8 protein-coding genes are annotated in these 17,342 nt (G+C 67.2%); 4 read left to right on the forward strand and 4 right to left on the reverse strand.

Annotated features, from left to right (window positions below):
* The first annotated feature begins 45 nt into the window (after positions 1 to 45).
* From H6935_01535 to sucB, 4 genes are all read left to right on the forward strand, one after another.
* On the forward strand, positions 46 to 3,318 hold the full coding sequence (locus H6935_01535; GenBank protein ID MCP5277026.1) for a PAS domain S-box protein: 3,273 nt from the start codon (positions 46 to 48) through the stop codon (positions 3,316 to 3,318).
* A complete protein-coding gene (gene ehuB / locus H6935_01540; protein ID MCP5277027.1) occupies positions 3,315 to 4,175 on the forward strand; it encodes an ectoine/hydroxyectoine ABC transporter substrate-binding protein EhuB in 861 nt (286 codons plus the stop codon). The genes H6935_01535 and ehuB overlap by 4 nt, the downstream gene beginning before the upstream one ends.
* Positions 4,172 to 8,629: a PAS domain S-box protein gene (locus H6935_01545; protein MCP5277028.1), complete on the forward strand. Its 4,458-nt coding sequence runs from the start codon at positions 4,172 to 4,174 to the stop codon at positions 8,627 to 8,629. Before ehuB ends, H6935_01545 begins: the two co-directional genes overlap by 4 nt.
* A gap of 103 nt (positions 8,630 to 8,732) precedes the next feature.
* Positions 8,733 to 9,953, forward strand: coding sequence for a dihydrolipoyllysine-residue succinyltransferase (sucB, locus tag H6935_01550; GenBank protein ID MCP5277029.1), 1,221 nt, complete (start codon positions 8,733 to 8,735; stop codon positions 9,951 to 9,953).
* Between the two features lie 103 nt (positions 9,954 to 10,056).
* Here sucB and H6935_01555 read toward each other — a convergent pair whose 3' ends face one another.
* From H6935_01555 to H6935_01570, 4 genes are all read right to left on the reverse strand, one after another.
* Positions 10,057 to 10,587: a hypothetical protein gene (locus H6935_01555; GenBank protein ID MCP5277030.1), complete on the reverse strand. Its 531-nt coding sequence runs from the start codon at positions 10,585 to 10,587 to the stop codon at positions 10,057 to 10,059.
* A 71-nt stretch (positions 10,588 to 10,658) separates the two neighbouring features.
* Positions 10,659 to 12,287, reverse strand: coding sequence for a methyl-accepting chemotaxis protein (locus tag H6935_01560; GenBank protein ID MCP5277031.1), 1,629 nt, complete (start codon positions 12,285 to 12,287; stop codon positions 10,659 to 10,661).
* A gap of 73 nt (positions 12,288 to 12,360) precedes the next feature.
* Positions 12,361 to 16,104: a hydantoinase B/oxoprolinase family protein gene (locus tag H6935_01565; GenBank protein ID MCP5277032.1), complete on the reverse strand. Its 3,744-nt coding sequence runs from the start codon at positions 16,102 to 16,104 to the stop codon at positions 12,361 to 12,363.
* Between the two features lie 20 nt (positions 16,105 to 16,124).
* Complete coding sequence (locus H6935_01570; GenBank protein MCP5277033.1) at positions 16,125 to 16,964, reverse strand: HDOD domain-containing protein; 840 nt, start codon at positions 16,962 to 16,964, stop codon at positions 16,125 to 16,127.
* Between the last annotated feature and the right edge of the window lie 378 nt (positions 16,965 to 17,342).

Consider the following 17,342-nt stretch of genomic DNA (forward strand, 5'->3'; position numbering starts at 1 on the left):
CCGCCGCTGCGGCGCAGATCCCCAGGGGTCCCCTATCCCCCTTTGGTGCCCGCCCTGATCTACGCGGTGTTGGCCGCCATCTGGATACTGGCTTCCGACCAGGTCGTCCTCTGGCTGTTCCGGGACCCCTTCCACGTGGCCCTGGCCAATACCCTCAAGGGCTGGCTGTTCGTGGCCGTCACGGCCCTGGTGTTCTATCTCCTGCTGCGGCGCCGGGACTGGCTGGCGGAGGAGTCCACCCAGATGCCGGCGTCCGCCAGGACATATTCCTGGCCGCTCCTGGCCATCGTGGTGGTCATCCTCGGTGTCACCGCCGCCGGCATCATCAATACCCTGGCCCACCAGCGCCAGCAGGAGGAGGCCCGCCTCCATGCCATCGCCGACCTGAAGGCCAGCCAGATCAGCGACTGGCTCAAGGAACGCCTGGGAGATGCCAAGTTTGTCCAGAGCAGCCATTTCTTTTCCGAGCAATACGAATCCTGGCAGGGCCAGGGGAACGAGGCCGCCCGGGAGCGCCTCACCTCTCGCCTTGAACAGTTGCGCAACTACCGGGGCTTCAGTGCCGTCTCTCTGCTGGACCCTGCCGGCCGGCGCCTGTGGGCCACCCAACAGGCACCGGCCCGGCCGGCCCCGGCACTAAGCCATGCGGCGGAGCAAGGCTGGGACGGCCAGATACAACGCGTCGGCCCCTATGTGGACCTGGATGGGCACCGCCGCCTGGACTTCCTGGTGCCCCTGCCCGTCAGCGAAGGCCCGCCCCCCATGGCGGTGCTCCACGTGGACCCGGAGGCCTGGCTTTATCCCATGCTGCAGGCTTGGCCGGCGCTCAGCGCCAGCGGCGAGACCCTGCTGTTCCGGCAGGACGGGGGCCGGGCCCAGTACCTCAACGACCTGCGCTATCGTCCGGGATCGGCGGCGACCCTTCGCCTGCCCCTCGGCAACCCCGACCTGCTGGCGTCTCAGGTGCTGTCCGGCCGGGTGGAGGAGAAGGCCACCCTGGAGGGAGTTGATTACCGCGGTGTGCCGGTGCTGGGCATGGCGCGGGCCATCCCGGGCACGGACTGGTACCTGGTGGCCAAGGTGAATCGCGACGAGATCCATGCCGGCGCCCTGAGGGATGCCGTCTGGATGGGCCTCACGGGCGCCCTGGCCCTGTTCATCATCCTGGCCAGCCTGGCCATGCTGCGCCAGCGCCAGCGCCTGGCGGCGGCGGAACAGGCCCGCCAGGCCCAGGTGGAGCGCACCCGGGCCCTGAAGCTGCTGGAAGCCTTCGCCGGAAGTTCCGACGACGCCATCTTCGCCAAGGATCTGGAAGGCCGCTACATCCTGTTCAACCGGGCCGCCGGCCTGTTCGTGGGCAAGCCGGCGGACGCGGTGCTGGGCCTGGACGACCGTGCCCTGTTCCCGCCGGCGCAGGCGGAACGGCACATGGCGCTGGACCGCCAGGCCATCCAGGAAAACCGCATCCAAACCGTGGAGGAAGTGCTGGATACACCCCAGGGCACGCGCATCTTCCTGGCCACCAAGGGCCCGTTGCGGGACGAGCACGACCGGATCATCGGCACCTTCGGCATCTCCCGGGACATCACGGAAAGCCGCCAGGCCGAGGACCGGCTGGCGGACCAGATGCGCCGTTTCCACCTGCTGCTGGACAGTTCCCGGGACGGTATCGTCATCATCGACCAGGACCACCGGGTGGTGGAGGCCAACCACCGTTTCGCCGAAATGCTGGGCTATGGGCCGGAGGAACTGCCCGGGCTTCATACCTGGGATTTCGATGCCTTGATGAGCGAAGCGGAGGTGCAATCGGGCTTCGCGGACCTGAGCCACACCCGCCAGGTGTTCGAGACCCGCCACCGGCGCAAGGATGGCGGAGAATACGACGTGGAGATCAGCGCCAGCGGCGCGGTATGGGGCGGCCGGAAACTGGTGCTGTGCATCTGCCGGGACATCACGGAGCGCAAGCGCATCGAGGCGGCCATCCACGAGAGCGAGGCCCGCTTCCGCGCCCTGGTGGAACAGTCCCTGGCGGGCATCTACATCATCCAGGACGGCCACTTCCGCTACGTCAATCCGGGCTTCGCCGCCATCTTCGGCTACCACTCTCCCGAGGCCATCGTCGGCATGCCCACCGACAAGCTGGTGGCTGCCGAGGACCGGCAACGGGTGGCAGAGAACGTGCGCCGCCGCGTCGAGGGGGAACTGTCCGATATCCATTACGTGTTCAAGGGCTTGCGCCGGGATGGCGGCACCATCGATGTGGAAGTCCACGGCCGCGCCTTCGACTACGAAGGCCAGCCGGCGGTCATCGGCCTCATCCTGGACATTTCCGCCCGCAAGGCCGCCGAGGACGCCCTGCGGGAGAGCGAGCTGCGCTTCCACGATATCGTCAACGCCTCCGCCGACTGGGTCTGGGAAGTGGATGCCCAGGGCCGCTACACCTACGTATCGGAGAGCGTCCGGGATCTGCTGGGTCACACGGCGGAAGAGATTATGGGCAAGACCCCCTTCGACCTCATGCCGCCGACGGAGGCTGAACGGGTGCGGGCCGAGTTCGCCGCCGTTGCCGCCCGCAAGGCCCCCTTCCGGGACCTGGAGAACATCAATCTCCACCAGGACGGCAGTTTGCGCTACGTGCTCACCAACGGCATGCCCATCCTGGACGAGGCGGGCAATTTGCTTGGCTACCGGGGCCTGGACCGGGACGTTACGGAACGGAAGCTGGCGGAGATCGCCCTCAAGGAGAGCGAGGCCCGCTGGATCATGGCCATCGACAGTGCCGGCCATGGCGTCTGGGACTGGAGCAAGGCCACCGACAAGGTGTTTTTCTCACCCTCCTGGAAGTCCATGCTGGGCTACACCGAGGACGAGGTGGGCGACAGCCTGGAGGAGTGGTCCGGTCGGGTGCATCCCGGTGACCTGGACCGCTGCATGGCGGCACTGGAACGGCATTTCCGGGGCGAGACGCCCACCTACGTCTGCGAGCATCGGCTGCGCTGCAAGGACGGTTCCTACAAATGGATCCTGGACCAGGGCCGGGTGGTGACCCGGGACGTCCTCGGCCAACCTACCCGGGTGATCGGCACCCACACCGACATCAGCCCCGTCAAGGCGGCCGAAGATGCCCTGCGCAGCCAGTCCGAGGAACTGGCGCAGCGCAACGCGGAACTGGAACGCTTCAACCGGGCCACCGTGGGCCGTGAACTGGACATGATCGGGCTGAAGAAACAGGTGAACGCCTTGTCCGTTGCTCTGGGCAGGCCTGCTCCCTTCGACCTGGGCTTCCTGGGCAAAGCCGACGCGGAGGATAAATCATGAACCGGCGCGCCGCCTTCCTTGGCCTGGGCCTGGTGGCCGTGCTGGCGGTGGCTCTGCTGTGGCCCTACGCCGGCGACGATTCCCTGGGCCGCCCGCGGCGGGAAGGGGTCATCCGTGTCGGCTACGCGGTGGAACCGCCCTATGCCTTCCTAGCCGCCGATGGCGAGGTGACCGGGGAATCCCCGCAGGTGGCGGCCCGAATCGCCGGCATGCTTGGCATCGCCCGGGTGGCATGGCGCCAGGTTGAATTCGGGGATTTGCTGGCGGAACTGGAGGCAGGCCGCATCGACCTCATCGCCGCCGGCATGTTCGTCACGCCGGAGCGGATGCGGCGGGCGAGCTTCTCCCTGCCGTCCCTGCACGTGGCGCCGGGCCTGCTGGTGGCCCGGGGTAACCCCCGGCACCTGGCGGACTATGCCAGCGCATCGGCACGGCCGGACGTGAAGTTCGCCGTCCTGGCGGGGGCTGTGGAAGAGGACCTGCTAAGGCGTGTCGGGGTGGGGGAAGATCGCCTGGTTCGGGTGCCCGATGCCCTCACGGGCCGCCAGGCCGTGGCGTCGGGCCTGGCGGATGCCCTGGTGCTGTCCGTGCCCACGCTGCGCTGGATGGTGGGCCGGGAGACGCCAGGGGCCACGGAGTTGATCCAGGCGAAAGGGCCGAACCAGGATGCCCTGGCGCGGGCCTATGGCCAGGTGGCCTTTGCCTTCAGGCTTGAAGACCGGGCGCTGGGAGCGGCCTGGAACCGGGCCCTGGGCACCTACCTGGGCAGTCCGGAACACTTGCGTCTGCTGGACAGCCTGGGCTTTTCCCCCGCTGAACTGCCCCGGCCGCCTCGTGCTGGAGGAGCATTGCCATGAGCCTGGCAGGCACCCAAACCAAGGTCCTGGAGCGCGTCTTCGGCACGGCCATCCTGCTGGCGGCCTGCATCGTCGTTCTGTTGGGCTGGCTGCATCTGGAACAGCGGCAGATCCAGCAGGCCGCGGTCCAGCTCATGTCGGATGTCCGTACCGCCCGGGTGGACCTGGCCAAGGGTTTCCTGCATGCCACCCTGGCCAAGGGGGTGGAGTTGCCCCATCGGCGGAACGAGGGGCTGGCATTGCTGCGCCAGGCCATCGCCTCCCTGGAGTTGTCTTTGAAGCAGGCGGACGGCGAAGGCGTGCCGGAATTCCGCCGCTTCCATGCCCGTGTGGACACCTTTTGGCGGCGCATGGATGCCTGGATGGAGGACACCGCGGGCCAGCCCTCCCATCTGGTGGCGTTGCGCATCGCCTACAGCGAACTGGAGCGGGAGGCCGAGCGGGTGGATGCCGCCTTCCAGAGGGCACTGGAGGATACGGTGCGCCGCGCCGACCGCGACTTCCAAGTCGCCCTGGCCGCCTCGGGGCTGGTCATGGCCGTGGCGTTTGCCCTTGTATTGCTGAACCTGCGTGTCCACCGGCGGGATTTGATCGCACAACAGCTGGCAAGGGAGTCGCTGCGAAGTGCGGAGACCCGTTTCGAGGCCACCTTCGAGCAGGCGGCGGTGGGCATCGCCCACGTGGCGCCGGACGGCCGCTGGCTGCGGGTGAACCGCAAGCTGTGCCACATCGTCGGCTATGCCCGGGAGGAACTGCTGGCCGGGTCCTTCCAGGACATCTCCCACCCCGGGGACCTGGAGACGGACCAGGCGCTGGCGAGGCGCGTGCTGGCGGGAGAACTCGACACCTACACCCTGGAGAAGCGCTACCTGCGCAAGGATGGTGGCCAGGTGTGGATCAACCTGACGGTATCCCTGGTGCGCAAGGCGGACGGGACGCCGGACTATTTTATCTCGGTGGCGGAAGACATTTCTGCCCGCAAGGAAGCAGAGGCGGTTCTGCGTGAGCGCGAGGCGCTTTTCCGCTCAGTGTTCGACCAGCAGTTCCAGTTCATGGCCATCCTCGACCCTGAGGGCCGGGTACTTCACATCAATGAACTGGTCTACCGATACCAAAACTACCGGCCCGAGGATTTCATCGGCAAGCTGTTCTGGGAGACCCCCGCCTGGATCGATCTCCCCGAATGGCAGCACATCTGGCCACAACGCCTTGCCCTGGCCGCCACCATGGATGGTCCCGTGATCACCGAAGATATCTATCGGGTTCGGGATGGCCAGGTGCGAATGGCTGACGCGGCCACTACCGCAGTGCGAGGAATTGATGGACAGGTCCAGTGGTTCATCATTCAGGCCACGGACACCACCCAGCGCAAGCAGGCGGAGTCTGCCCTGCGGGAAAGCGAGGCACGCCTGCGCCTGTTCATCGAGCACACCCCCGTCGCCCTGGCCATGTTCGACCGGGAAATGCGTTACCTGGCCGCCAGCCGGCGCTGGCTGGAGGACTATGGCCTGGGTGACGGCGAACTGCTGGGCCGCTCCCATTACGAGGTGTTCCCGGAAATCGGCGAAGCCTGGAAGGCCATCCACCGCCGCGGCCTGGCGGGGGAAGTGGTGCGCGCCGACGAGGACCGCTTCCCCCGGGCCGACGGCACGGTGCACTGGCTGCGCTGGGATATGCGGCCCTGGCACACCCATGACGGCTCTGTGGGGGGCATAGTCATCTTTTCCGAAGACATCACTCGGGCCAAGGAACTGGACCTGGCCATGCGGCAAAGCCAGGAGCGGATCCTCCAGGAGCAGCGCCAGGCCCGGCTGGCGGCCCTGAACCTCATGGAGGACGCCCAGGCCGCCCGGGACCGGGCCGAGGCCGCCAACGCTGCCCTGCGCCAGCTTTCCCTGGCCGTAGAGCAGAGCCCCGAGGCCATCGTCATCACCGACACCGAGTCCCGCATCGAATACGTCAACGAGGCCTTCCTGCGCGGCACCGGCTACAGCCGGGAGGAGGTCATCGGGCAAAACCCCCGCATCCTGCACTCCGGCAGGACGCCGCCGGAAACCCATCGCGCCATGTGGGAGGCTCTCGCCCGGGGCGACACCTGGAGCGGCGAATTCATCAACCGGCGCAAGGACGGCAGCGAGTACGTGGAGTACGCCATCATCACCCCATTGCGTCAGCCCGACGGGCGCATCACCCACTATGTGGCGGTGAAGGAGGACATTACCGAGAAGAAGCGCCTGGGCGAGGAGCTGGATAGCCATCGCCACCACCTGGAAGAACTGGTGGTCCAGCGTACCGCCGAACTGAGCGCGGCCAACCAGAAGCTGCAGCTCACCCAGTTCGCCATGGACAGCGCCGGTATCGGCATTCACTGGGTGGATGCCTACACGGGCAGCCTCGTGTACGTGAACCGGTATGCGGCCGAAATGCTTGGTTACACGGCGGAGGAAATGATGGGCCTGTCGGTTACGGCCATCGATCCGAACTACACCGCTGATGAATTCGCTGCCGTGGCGGCCGATTTCCGCAGACAGGGACACGCCCGCTTCGAATCCACCCAGCGGGCCAAGGATGGACGGCAGATTCCGGTGGAGCTCAACCTCTACTACCTGCAAGCCACGGAAGCGGAGTCGGCGCGCTTCATCGTCTTCGTCATGGATATCACCCAGCGCAAGGCAGCCGAAGCTGCCCTGTTGCGGGCCAGGGACGCTGCCGAGGCAGCCAGCGTGGCCAAGAGCGCCTTCCTGGCCAACATGAGCCACGAGATCCGCACCCCCATGAACGCCATCATGGGCTTGTCCCACTTGCTGCGGCGGGACGGTACCAGCGCAGTCCAGATCGAGCGCCTGGACAAGATCGATAGCGCCGCCCGGCACCTGCTTAACATCATCAACGACATCCTGGATCTGTCCAAGATCGAGGCGGGCAAGCTGGCACTGGAGCAGCAGAACTTTGCCCTGGAAGGATTGCTGGACCACGTGGCCTCCATGGTCGGCGAGCAGGCCCGGGCCAAGGGCCTGCGGGTGGAAACGGACGGCGACAGCGTGCCCACCTGGCTGCGGGGCGACGTGACCCGGCTGCGCCAGGCCCTGCTCAACTACGCGGCCAACGCCGTGAAGTTCACCCAGCAGGGCTATGTGCGTCTGGGGGCGCGGTTGCTGGACGAGGAGGGGGACAATATCCTGGTGCGCTTCGAGGTGCAGGACACGGGCATCGGCATCGAGCCCGAGCAGCAGGTGCGTCTGTTCCAGGCCTTCGAGCAGGCCGATGCTTCCACGACCCGACGCTTCGGAGGCACCGGACTGGGCCTGGCCATCACCCGCCGCCTGGCGAGGCTGATGGGCGGCCAGGCGGGCGTGGAGAGCGAGCCCGGCCGCGGCAGCCTTTTCTGGTTCACGGCCCGTCTGGGTCGGGGTGTTGCCATGCAGCCCGAGGCGGTACCCGGGGATGACCCGGACCTCGTGGCCAGGCTGGCCCGCACCCGTGGAGGAAGTCGCGTGCTGGTGGTGGAGGACAACGATGTGAACCGGGAGGTGGCCCTGGAACTGTTGAGCGACACTGGGTTGAATGTGGACGCGGCGGTGGACGGCAAGGTGGCCCTGGATCGTGTCCGTGCCGGGGAGCCCTTCGACCTGATCCTGATGGACGTGCAGATGCCGGTGATGGACGGCCTGGAGGCCACCCGGGCCATCCGCGCGCTGCCCGGCTGGGGCGCGAAGCCCATCCTGGCCATGACCGCCAACGCCTTCGAGGAGGACCAGGCCGCCTGCCTTGCTGCGGGCATGGACGATTTCGTGGCCAAGCCGGTGGATCCGGACACCTTGTACGCCGCCTTGCTGAAATGGCTGCCGGCAGTTTTCCCCAAGGCCCCGGTCCCGGAGGTTTTCCAGTTTTCCCGGTCGGGGTACGGCGGCCAGCCCGGGCCGAAGCATGAGGCCCTGGATGTCCTGCTGGCAGACTGGCCCGGCCTGGACGCGGAGCTCATGGCCCGCATGCTGGAGATCGATGATTACGAAGAGGCCCGCCGTCTCGCCCATTCCCTCAAGGGCGTGGCCGCCACCCTGGGGTTCCTGACCGCCCAGCAACTGGCGGCGGAACTGGAGGCTCGCCTGCGGGCACCGGAATCCATGCCGGACCCCCTGGCGCAACTTTCGCCGCTGCTGAAGGACCTGGAGCAGGAACTGGGCCGCATCGTATCCCGTACCGGTAGCCTGCCCGTGCCCCCGGAAGCACAAGCCCGGGTGGAGGTGGACCGGGCGGTCCTGGAGCGAACCCTGTCGGAACTGGAGCGGCTGCTGGCCCAGGACGACGTGGGCGCCAACACCTTGCTGAGGGAGAACGCGACGTTCCTGCGGGCGGCCCTGGGTGATGCCTACCCTATCCTGAAGCTCCAGGTGGAAGCCTTCGACTACGACCAGGCCCTGGGTACCCTGCGCCGGGCCAGGCAGCATCCCTGACCCGGGTACCTCCGGCAGGTAATGGCGAATGCCATCCGCAAGGGCACCCACAAGCCGCCGTTCCTTCCTACAATCTGTTCATGTTCCAAGCCGAGGTCAGGTCATGTCCAAGCTGGTGGAAGTGAAAACCCCTGAGTTGTCCGAATCCGTGCAATCCGGTTCCCTGCTGGAATGGCGCAAGGCCGTGGGGGATCGGGTGGCCCGGGACGAAGTGCTGGCGGACCTGGAGACGGACAAGGTGATCCTGGAGGTGGCGGCGCCGGTAGGCGGCGTGCTGACGGAGATCCGGGTGCCTGCGGGGGGTGAGGTGACCGCGGGCGACGTGCTGGCCGTCATCGACAGCGAGGGCACGGCTGCCACGGCGAAGCCCGCCCAGGCACCCATCCCTGCCGCTCCCACCACGCAGCTGCCTGCCGAGGCCACGCCTGGGCCGGGGAAGCAGGAATTCCTGCCCCCCCGAATGCGGGGCCGGGAAGCCGCACCCCAACCCGCTCCAGGATCCTCCTCCCCTACGGCTCCCCAGTCTGCCCCGAAACCGGCCAGGACAGTGGAGTCGCCCCGTCCCGGGGCGGTTGCGGCGCCATGCCCGCCCTGTCCGCCCTGTCACAGCACGGGCGCCACGGCCCGGGAAGAGCGCCGGGTACCCATGACCCGCCTGCGCCAGCGCATCGCCGAGCGCCTCAAGGAGGCCCAGGACACGGCGGCCATGCTCACCACCTTCAACGAGGTGAACATGCAGCCGGTGATGGACCTGCGCAAGCGCTACCAGGAGAGGTTCCAGAAGGAGCATGGCGTGAAGCTGGGCTTCATGTCCTTCTTCACCAAGGCCGTGTGCCAGGCCCTGAAGGAGTATCCCCTGGTGAACGCCAGCCTGGACGGACGGGAAATCGTCCACCATGACTACTACGACATCGGCATGGCGGTGAGCTCGGAGCGGGGCCTGGTGGTGCCGGTGGTGCGGGACGCGGACCGCCTGAGCTTCGCCGAGATCGAGCAGAAGATCGCCGACTTCTCCCGCCGGGCCAACAGCCTGGAACTGACCCTGGAGGAACTGGAGGGAGGTACCTTCACCATCTCCAATGGCGGCGTGTTCGGCTCTCTGCTGTCCACCCCCATCCTCAATCCGCCCCAGTCCGGGGTGCTGGGCCTGCACAAGATCCAGGAACGGCCCGTGGCCGAGGACGGCCAGGTGGTGATCCGGCCCATGATGTACGTGGCCCTGACCTACGACCACCGCATCATCGACGGGCGGGAGGCGGTGAGCTTCCTGCGGGACGTGAAGGACGCCCTGGAGGACCCGGCGCGGTTGCTGCTGGAGTTGTAGTGCTATTGGGCGCCTTGAAATCCAGTCATGCCCGCGAAGGCGGGAATCCAGTTCTTTGAATTGACTGGGTCCCCGATATTGCGGGAACGATGATTCCAGGGGCCTACATGCGGGGCGTGGGGTAGCAGAGGTTCTGGGCGTCGAAGGCCAGGCTCATCTGCTCGGCGTTGGGCAGGACGATGTATTTCACCGCGATGGTGTCCTGGCCTTCCTTCCAGAACAGGGCGAAGACGGCCTTCTCCCCGTTGCTGACCACGTGGGTGTTGGAATAGACCCGGAAGGGCTGGCCGTACTTGTTGTTGTAGTTGTTGGCCGTGATGATCAGGGACTTGAGGGAGGGGCGCACGTCCTGCTCGAAGCCCACCAGCTTGCCCTTGCAGAAGCGGAACTGGTAGCGGCGGGCGATGCTGGGATCGTTGTCATAGGCCAGGATCACGTCGTCGGAGGGTTCCACCACCCGGTCGAAATTCCAGTTGGCGATGAGCTGGTTCTTTACCTCGGTCTGGGCCATGCCCGACTTGAATTCCGCCACCTCGAAGCCGTGGGCTGGAGAGAAGGCCAGGCTGGCCAGGGCAAGGGTAAAGAGATGGCGCTGGAACATGGTGCCGGCAGGTTTGATTCGGGGACGCGGCATCTTACGCCGGAATTGGGATGGGCCAGAAGGGGCCGGCTCCACCCTGCACGGAGCGGGGCCGGCGCATGGCATCAGCTGCGGAAGCGGGACACGGTATCGAACAGCGCATCCGCCAGTTTCCGCAGGTCCTGGACGGTGCGGTCGGATTCATTGATCGCATGCTCGGTGCTGGCCGCCAGGTCCGCCACCCGGTTCAGGTTGCTGGCGATCTCGTTGCTGGCCAGGGACTGCTCCTTCACCGAGGCGGTGATCACCTCCACGCCTTCCCGGGCCTTGAGGACCGCGGCGTGGGCCTGGTCCACGACGCCGGAGACCTCGGTGCTGCTGCGGGCGCTTTCCTCCAGAGCACTTTCGCCCTGCTGGATAGTGGTCTCCACCTGGGAGGAGCGGGCCTCCAGCTCGGCGGTGACGTTGCTGATCTCGTTGGCGTACTGGGCGGTCTTTTCCGCCAGCTTGCGCACCTCGTCCGCCACCACGGCGAAGCCCCGGCCCTGCTCGCCGGCCCGGGCCGCCTCGATGGCGGCGTTGAGGGCCAGCAGGTTGATCTGCTCGGCGATGTTCTTCACTTGCTGGGTGGCGCCGATGATGCTCTGGGTGCTCTCCAGGAACTGGCCCACGGACCCGGACATGGCCAGAACGGCCTGCTGGGCTCCGGTCATGGCGTTGCCCAGCTGGCCCATCCTGAGCAGGCCCTGCTCAGAATAATCCGCGCTCTCCGCCGAGATCTGCTTGACCCGCTCAGCGCTGTCTGCCACCGAGGCGATGCTGCTGGTCATCTCCTCCACGGCTGTGGCGGTGGAGGTGAGGGCATGGGTCTGGTCCGAGGTGGAGGCGCGCAGGCTGGATGATGCCCTGGCCAGGCCGGTGGAGAGTTCATGCAGCTGGTCCGCATTGGTCTTGATGCGGTTGACCATGCCCTGCAGGCCTTCCACGAACTGGTTGAAGGCGCTGGATACCCGGCACAGTTCGTTGTTGCCCTGCACGGGCAGTCGCACGGTCAGGTCTCCTTCGCCCTGGGCCAGGGCCTCGATGGAGGTGCCCAGGGTGCTGATCTGGCCCAGGATGCTGGCAATGATGGCGAAGGCCATGCCCAGGCCGGCCACCACCGCCAGCACGTTCAGGATCAGGCTGATGCGCTGGGTGTTGGCCATGCTGGCCTGCAACTCCGCCTCCTTGGCGTCGATGTATTCCTTCTGGTTCTTGATGCGCTCCAGCAGGGCCTTGCGGATCTCGCGCCAGGCCGGGGTCTCGTCCGAGTTGAGTTGGATCTTGGCCTCCTCGATGAGCCCCTGGCTCACCTTGCCTTTGATCTCGGTCTGGAAGGCCTTCTGCTTTTCCCGGGTCTGGCTGATCCTGGCCATGACTTCGGCCTTGGCCGGGTCCCCCGCCACCCGTTCGGTAGTCTGGACCATGAGGGTGTCCATCTCCTTGCTGGCCTTCTCGAAGTTCTCGTAGGCCTTGGGGTTGGCGGGGTCCAGGATGATGTTGCGCAGGGCCTGGCCCATCTGCAGGCCGTTGGCATAGAGCTCGGTGTAGTTGAGCAGCAGCTTCTGGTCCTGGGTGATGAAGCGGGTGAACTCGGACCGGGCCTGGTTCACGGCCTGGTTGGAAACCACGGCGGACACCAGGAACAAGGTGAACACGGCACCCAGCAGCATAAGGAGTTGCGAACGGATTTTCAGGTTTCTGAGGGTGCCCATCGATGCCTCCAGCGGGGTTGTTGTGTCCTACAGGCTTGTTATCGACCGTTTCGCCCGAGTCTTAAAGGTATTTCTAGGTAATTTTGTCGTCGTCCGACATCCCGCAGCCACCGCCGCCGGGCGTTTCCATGTGGAACAGGTCTTCGGCTTCCAGGCTGAATTCCCCAACGCCCCCAAGGGAGCGGCGGGTACCGTCCGCCTGCTCGATCCATTGAAGGCCCGGCTTGCCCGGGCCGCCGCCGTCCAGACCGAAGGAAGGTATCTCCCGTCGGAGGGCCAGCAGGTTGGCCCGCATGGGGGCAAGGAAGCGTAGTCGCCGGACCACGCCATCCCCGCCCTTGAATCGGCCCGGGCCGCCGGAACCCTGCCGAATGGCGAAGCGCTCCAGCCGGACGGGGAAGTTCATTTCCAGCACCTCCGGGTCCGTGAGGCGTGAATTGGTCATGTGGCACTGGACCGCCGAGGCGCCCGGGAATCCGGGTCCGGCGCCGCTGCCGCCACAAACGGTTTCGTAATACTGGTGGTGGCTGTCGCCGAAGCTGAAGTTGTTCATGGTGCCCTGGCTGGCGGCCAGGGCGCCCAGGGCGCCGTACAGGGCGTCGACGATGTTCTGGGAGGTTTCCACGTTGCCGGCCACCACGGCTGCGGGCCAGGCCGGATTCAGCAGGGAGGCCTCGGGCAGCTGGATGTCCAGGGGGCGCAGCACGCCGGCATTGAGGGGGATGTCCTCTTCCAGCAGGGTGCGGAATACGTAGAGCACCGCGGAGTGGGCGATGCTGGCCGGGGCATTGAGGTTGCCTGGCATCTGGGGGCTGGTACCGGTGAAGTCGATGACGGCGCGTTGAGCCTCCCGGTCGATGCGCACGGATACCTGGATTTGCACCCTCTCTCCCAGCGGGAAAGGATTGGGGTGGGGGAGTCCGGTTTGCATGTCCCCGGAGGTGGTTCCCTCACCCCCGGAGGGGGAGGGGAGGGTATCCAGGGGCAGGGTGTAGGCACCGTCCCGGAGACGGGCCAGCAGGCGCTTCACCGCCGCCTCGGCGTTGTCCTGCACGAACCCCATGTAGGCGGGCACGGCTGCTGCGCCCGCTTCCGCTTCCAGTTGTGCCAGCCGCTGGGCACCCAGGGCACAGGCCGCCACCTGGGCCTGGAGGTCCGCCAGGTTCTGGTCCGGGTTGCGGGCCGGATGGGAATTGCCGGCCAGCCAGGCGCGCACCTCCGCCTCCAGGAAGCGGCCGTCCCGCAGGATCAACATGCCGTCGGAAAGACAGCCTTCCTCGTCGATGTGCCGGCTGGCGGCGGGCATGGAGCCGGGGGCGATGCCGCCCACGTCGGCATGGTGGGCCCGGGCGGCGGTGAAATAGCACGGCCCCCGGCTCGACAAATGCGCCCGAGCCGCCTCCCGAGGGGGCCAAGCAACACTTGGGGCGGCCCGGCATGTTTCTTGATCAGGCAATCCACCCTCGCCAAACACGGGCATGACCACCGTGATGTCCGGCAGGTGGGTGCCACCGGCATAGGGGGAGTTGATGAGGTAGGCGTCCCCGGACTGCATGGCTTGTCCGAAACGGGTCAGGATGGCTCGCACCGAATCCCCCATGCTGCCCAGGTGTACCGGGATGTGGGGCGCGTTGGCGATCAGGTGGCCGTCCAGGTCGAACAGGGCGCAGGAGAAGTCCAGGCGTTCCCGGATGTTCACCGAGCGGGCTGTGTTCCGCAGCACCCGCCCCATGTCCTCGGCGATGCTCATGAAGCGTCGGTTGAACAGGGTGAGCCAGGTGGGATCGGGGCGGGAGGGGTCCGGACGCCGGACCTGGTGGGCCCGCATGGAGAGCAGCAGGTCACCCCGGCCTGTCCTCTCGGCCTGCCAGCCTGGTTCCAGCACCACGGTGGACCCGGCCTCCACCAGCAGGGCCGGGCCCTGGACCGTCTGGCCCGGACACAGGTCGCCGCTGGCGTACAAGGCCGCCTCATGCCAGGCGCCGGCCAGGAACACCCTGCGCTTACCCAATGGGGTGGCGGGTGAATCCGGCATGTCCGTCACGGAGGACGGCTCGCCGCCGCCGCTGACGGTTTCCGTTTCCAGGGCCACGCAGATCAGTTCCCTGGCCGGTGCGGCGAAGCCGAAGCGCCGGCGGTGTTCGGCATGGAAGGTGGCGGCCATGGCCTCGGGCGTGTCCCGGGGCACGGGCAGGACGGTGTCCGAACCCGCGTAGCGCAGGAGGACGGATTGTCTGGCGGAGGCAGGGCCGGCGTGGGGGTGCGGAGGGGGTGTCTCCCATCCCTCATTCCCCATCCCCCATGCCCGCAGCGGCTGTTCCACCGCCTGCAGGCTTACAACCCGCCGTTCCGCCAGGCCGATGCCGTATGCGGACAGGACGGAGGCGAGGGGCGAAATCAGGACCCGGCCCATGCCCAGGCGTTGGGCCACGGCGCAGGCGTGCTGGCCGCCGGCGCCGCCGAAACTCACCAGCACGTGGTCCGCCGGATTCACGCCTCTGGCCAGGGTGATGTGGCGGATGGCGTCGGCCATGTGCTCCACGGCAATGTCCAGGAAACCTTCCGCCAAGCGCTCCGGGCTGTAGTCCACGCCCAGGGACGCGTTCACTTCCCGGGCGAGTTCCGCGAAGGCCAGGCGGACGGCCTCGCCATCCAGGGATTGATCGGCCCGGGGGCCGAACACCCGGGGAAAGTGGTCCGCCTGGATGCGGCCCAGCAGCAGGTTGGCGTCGGTCACCGCCAGGGGACCGCCACGTCGGTAGCAGCGGGGGCCGGGCACGCTGCCGGCTGACTCGGGGCCTGCCAGCAGGCGGGTGCCGTCGAAACGCAGGATGGAGCCGCCCCCCGCCGCCACGGTATGCACCCCCAGCATGGGCACGCGGACGCGGTGGCCGGCGATGCGGGTGTCCAGGCTGCGCTCGAACTCCCCCGCGAACAGGGACACGTCCGTGGAGGTGCCCCCCATGTCGAAGCCGATGAGCCTGTCGAAGCCGGCGACCCGGCCCACCTTGGCCATGCCCATGAGTCCCCCGGCCGGCCCGGAAAGTACGCTGTCCCTGCCCCGGAAGGCGCTGGATGGCGCCAGGCCGCCGTTGGACTGCATGAACTCCAGGCTGGCGTCTTCGGGCAGGGCCTTGGCCACCTGGTCCACGTAGCGTGCCACCGGCGGCGACAGGGTGGCGTCCAGCACAGCGGTTTCCGCCCGGGGCACGAACTTGACCAGGGGGCTGGCCTGGTGGGAGAGGGTGACCTGCGCGTAGCCCGCCGCCCGGGCCAGGTCGCCGGCCTGTAGTTCATGGGCCGGGTTCTTCCAGCTGTGCAGGAAGGCGATGGCGCAGGCCTGGAAGCCCTGGGCCCGGCCCTGGCTCAACAGGTCTTTCAGTCCCGGAACGTCCAGGGGGACCAGTTCGGAACCGTCTGCCGCCATGCGTTCCCTGGCTTCCTCCACACGCTCGTAGAGGGGCTCGGGTTTGTGTATGTCCAGGGCGAAGATGTCGGGCCGCGCCTGGTCGCCGATCTCCAGGGCGTCGGCGAAGCCCTCGGTGACGATGAGCAGGGTGGGTTCGCCGGCGTGGGTCAGCAGGGCGTTGGTGCCCACGGTGGTGCCCATCTTCACCGCCGAAACCAGCCCGGCGGGCATGGGGGCGCCGGGGGGCAGGCCCAGGATGCGGCCCATGCCGGCGATGGCCGCGTCCCGGTAATGTTCCGGGTCCTCGGACAGGAGCTTCGTCTGGATCAGGCGTCCGTCCGGAGCCCGGGCGACGATGTCGGTGAAGGTGCCGCCCCGGTCGACCCAGAACTCCCAGGCCGTGGCCATGGCACCGCTGGTGCTGGCGTTCAGACCCCGGACTCCTCCAGCATATCCCGGGCATCCCGGGCCAGCTCGTCCAGCTGCTCCTCGCTCAGCATCAGATGGTCCAGGGTGGCGGCCCCCATCTTGTCCCATTCCGCATCGCTGCTGAGGCGGGAATGGCTGCTTTCGATGTATTCCGCCAGGTGGGAGATGGCGATGAGGTTGAGGGATTCCGCCGCCAGGCTGGATCGGTACACGCCCAGGTCATGGTGCTGGGCGATGGCGTGGCGCATGTGTTCCGGCAACTGCCAGCTGGCGGCCAGCAGGCTGCCCACAGTGGCATGGTTGGTGCCGTGCCGTTCATCCTCCACGTCGGTGAAGGCGCGGCTGTGTTCCTGGTTGGCCTGCTTGAGGGTCTCCTTGTAGTCCTCGAAGCGGCGCATCATCAAAGGGATGCCGGCATCGTGGAACAGGCCGAAGAGGTGGGCGTCCTCCCTGGGCGCGCAGCCAAGCTGTCTGGCCAGGTAGGCGGCCACCATGGCGCTGCGGGCCGCGTTGTCCCAGAAACGGTCCAGGCCTTGGGTGGGGACGCTGTTGCGCAGGGCCAGGCTGGTCACCAGGGAAACCACGTTCTTCATGCCCAGCATGGAGACGGCCCGGTGAATGTCCGTCACCTTCTGGCGCAGGCCGTAGAAGGGGGAGTTGACGGTCTTGATCATGGCCGCGGACAGGCCCACGTCGGCGGCGATGAGCCGGCCGATGCGGCCCATGTCGGGATCGGAGCCGCGCTGCTCCTCCATCACCGCGGCGACTACCGTGGGCCGGGGAGGGATGGCGACGCTGGCGATGAGTTTTTCGGCTTCGGTCTGGCTCAGGGTGGTCATGGGTCCTGTCTCCAATGTTTGACTGTGCACCGGACTCGCCACGCGCCTCCGGTTTGCCGGAGCAATGGCCGCTTAGGGCGGCCCACAGCAGTTCGTCGATGAACTTACAATTGTAATTTCTTCGCGGAGGTTTCATGCCTTCTCACCGCCGCCGGGGTCTGAGGTAGGCGCAGCCATGATGTCGGGAACCGCTTCCAGGCAGGTTGCCGGAGTATTTGCCTGGATGAGGGTCGGCAACACCCGGCTGCCCCAGGGTACAGGAGAGCCGGGCATGTCGGACGGCCCAGCCTTCATGCTTCAACGTGCAACAACCGGGTAGGAGACGCGCTTGCGGGCCGAATGGGTTCGCGCCTTGCCATTGGGGTACCAAGAGGCTCC

Source organism: Thiobacillus sp. (genome assembly GCA_024235835.1).
Taxonomy (GTDB): domain Bacteria; phylum Pseudomonadota; class Gammaproteobacteria; order Burkholderiales; family Thiobacillaceae; genus PFJX01.